The 2604-nt window shown below is 58.9% G+C and carries 3 protein-coding genes; 1 reads left to right on the forward strand and 2 read right to left on the reverse strand.

Going from position 1 to position 2604, the window contains the following annotated elements; all coding sequences use genetic code 11:
- Positions 1–1051: DNA gyrase subunit A (locus tag WA989_RS00770; RefSeq protein ID WP_424338626.1), on the reverse strand; the 1051-nt coding region annotated here is incomplete at its 3' end.
- 79 nt (positions 1052–1130) lie between these two features.
- Between WA989_RS00770 and WA989_RS00775 the strand changes: the two genes are divergently transcribed.
- Entirely contained in the window at positions 1131–1829 is a 699-nt protein-coding gene (locus WA989_RS00775; RefSeq protein ID WP_424338627.1) for an extensin family protein, read from the forward strand.
- Here the strand turns inward: WA989_RS00775 and recO are convergent.
- Positions 1826–2557 (reverse strand): DNA repair protein RecO, encoded by a 732-nt coding sequence (gene recO / locus WA989_RS00780; RefSeq protein ID WP_424338628.1) that lies wholly within the window; start codon positions 2555–2557, stop codon positions 1826–1828. The two genes, WA989_RS00775 and recO, sit on opposite strands and share 4 nt — an antisense overlap.
- Positions 2558–2604 lie beyond the last annotated feature (47 nt).

Below are 2604 nucleotides of genomic sequence, written 5' to 3' on the forward strand. Positions count from 1 at the left end.
GCCCCATGACACGCGGCGCGCCCTTGTGGAGGACGTTCATGTTCATTGAGAAACGCGATTCCAGATCGCAGAGCTTGAACAGGCTCTCCATAAGCACGTCCGGTTCGACGGTCTTGGCGCGTGGTTCGAGTACGAGGCGGATATCTTCGGCGCTCTCATCGCGAACATCGTTCAGGAGCGGCGCTTTCTTGCTGTCGATGAGCTCGGCCAGCTTCTCGATGAGGCGGGATTTTTGAACCTGGTATGGGATCTCTGTGACGATGACCTGCCAGGTGCCGCGGCCAAGGTCCTCGACATGCCAGCGCGCGCGAATGCGGAAACCGCCTCGGCCGGTCTCATAGGCTTCGCGGATGGCACTGCGAGGCTCGACGATTACGCCGCCGGTCGGGAAGTCCGGGCCTGGCATGACATTCATCAGCTCGCTCAGCGGCGTTTCCTTGTTTTCGATCAGCAAGAGCGCTGCGTCGATTACCTCGGCGACATTGTGCGGCGGAATCGATGTTGCCATGCCGACTGCGATACCTGTCGCACCATTCGCAAGCAGGTTCGGATAGCCCGCCGGAAGCACGACCGGCTCGGTGTCAGTTTCGGAATAATTGTCCTTGAAGTCGACCGCATCTTCATTGAGGCCTTCGAGCAGCAGTTTCGCCGCTTCGGTCATCCGCGCCTCGGTGTAACGATAGGCAGCGGCATTGTCCCCGTCGATATTGCCGAAATTGCCCTGCCCATCAACGAGCGGGTAGCGGACAGAAAAATCCTGGGCCAGCCGCACAAGCGTGTCATAAATTGCGCTGTCGCCGTGCGGGTGGAAATTACCCATCACGTCGCCGACAATCTTGGCACATTTGCGGTATCCAGCATCCGGATCGAGTTTGAGCTCCCGCATACCGTAGAGAATACGGCGCTGAACAGGCTTCAGGCCGTCGCGCACATCGGGCAATGCACGTGAGGTGATTGTCGAGAGCGCATAGGCGAGATATCGCTTCGTGAGCGCCTCGCTCAGCGGTTCGTTGATAATCTTGCCATCTTCGGGATCCAGAAGGTCGGACATACCCGCTCCTAAAAATTGTCTTGCGCCGGGAATCAGTCGGCTACCGTAAAGTTAACAGATTGCGGGGATTGGTTAAGGAATGAACAACACGCTCGCCAGAACCGTGAAACAGATTGGCGTCGTTGCCATCGTCGTGTTCGCGATTTTCATCGGCAACCACTTCCTGCCCGCGCAGCATAATCCCCTGCGGCCAATCAGTCTCAACGATCCGATCGGGGTCGCCACACATTTCAAGCTTCAGCGTATAAAGGCCGATCCAGTGCTCTGCTATTCGCTGCTCGCGAAAGCAGGCGTCGAATATACCCAGCTTGGAGATGACGCTGGAACCGAGCGCTGCCCGCTGGCCAATGTATCGGTACTCGACCAGTCAACGCTCCCCTACTCTGTGGCGCCGCTCCGGATGAGCTGTCACCAGATCGCGTCGCTTTATATCTGGGAGCGGGAGATTGTAGCGCCCGCCGCCGAAGACATTCTGGGCTCGCCAGTAGAGGAGGTGCTCACCTATGGCAGCTTTTCGTGTAGGAATATTGCCGGATCAAAACGCCTAAGCGAGCACGGCCGAGCCAATGCAATCGACATTCGGGGCTTCCGGCTCGCCAATGGAGAAACCGTGGATGTGAGGCAGGACTGGCGCGGTGACAATGAGAAGGGTGAATTCCTTTTCGCTGTCCGCGACGGCGCCTGCCGGTTATTCTCGGTCGTGCTCGGACCGGACTACAACGCCGCGCATGCAGATCATTTCCATATGGACATGGGAAATTCCAGCATCTGCCGCTAGACCCGCTTCAACATCCGGGTGTGGAGGCGGCGTCTGGCGTCCGGGAGGTCGCGATTGTAGGCGTGGAACAGGCGTCGTTCTATGAACACGCGGGTCAGCTCCAGCCCCTCCACAACGTCTCTGTCGTCGGCATGCGCGCGTGGATCGACCAGAAAGCGCGGCAGGATGAGCAGCCGGTCGACATAGTCGTCTGCTTCTGATCCCCGTACGGCCCGTCCGGTGCGGGGAGATACATGGGTCAGCCCGTCATTGGCTCCGCTGATAGCGCAGGCTTCAAGGTCAAGTCCGAAGCCGAGCGCTGACAGCAATCCAAGCTCCCAGCGTACATAGAGCGCCGGCCAGACCTCATCGTCTTCTAGGCTGTCGAGGAGGAGTTCGGTTGCTTCAAAGACCAGTGAACCGGCCTGATCGCCCTCATTCAGAACGCCCCTCAGGAGAGACGTGACCGAAGCGATTGCCAGCAAGGCATCGGGAAGGTCGATAAGTCTGGAGGAGCGCAATTTGGTCGCTTCTGCCACGTCGAACCGGCCAAGCTGCTCTTCAAGCCGGCCCGACCAAGATAGCTCTACCAGATTACCCGGCTCGAACTGGGCACGCTTCTTTCTGGAGGCTCCGCCATATACAAGACCCGACCGCCTGCCCCGGTTACGGGTCAGCACATCGAGGATCAGGCCGCTTTCGCCGAATTTCCGGCCGCCGAGGATCAGGCCCTCATCGCGCCATTGCATCAGAGATCAAACTCAAGGCCGAGGCTTGAATAGGATTCGCGGCGCTC

Origin of the sequence: Henriciella sp. (assembly GCF_049649345.1) — a bacterium.
Classification (GTDB): domain Bacteria; phylum Pseudomonadota; class Alphaproteobacteria; order Caulobacterales; family Hyphomonadaceae; genus Henriciella.

Bases quoted from the DNA above. Each gene is read 5' to 3' on its own strand.
- WA989_RS00775 (WP_424338627.1), top strand. From the start codon at position 1,131: ATGAACAACACGCTCGCCAGAACCGTGAAACAGATTGGCGTCGTTGCC.
- recO (WP_424338628.1), bottom strand. From the start codon at position 2,557: ATGCAATGGCGCGATGAGGGCCTGATCCTCGGCGGCCGGAAATTCGGC.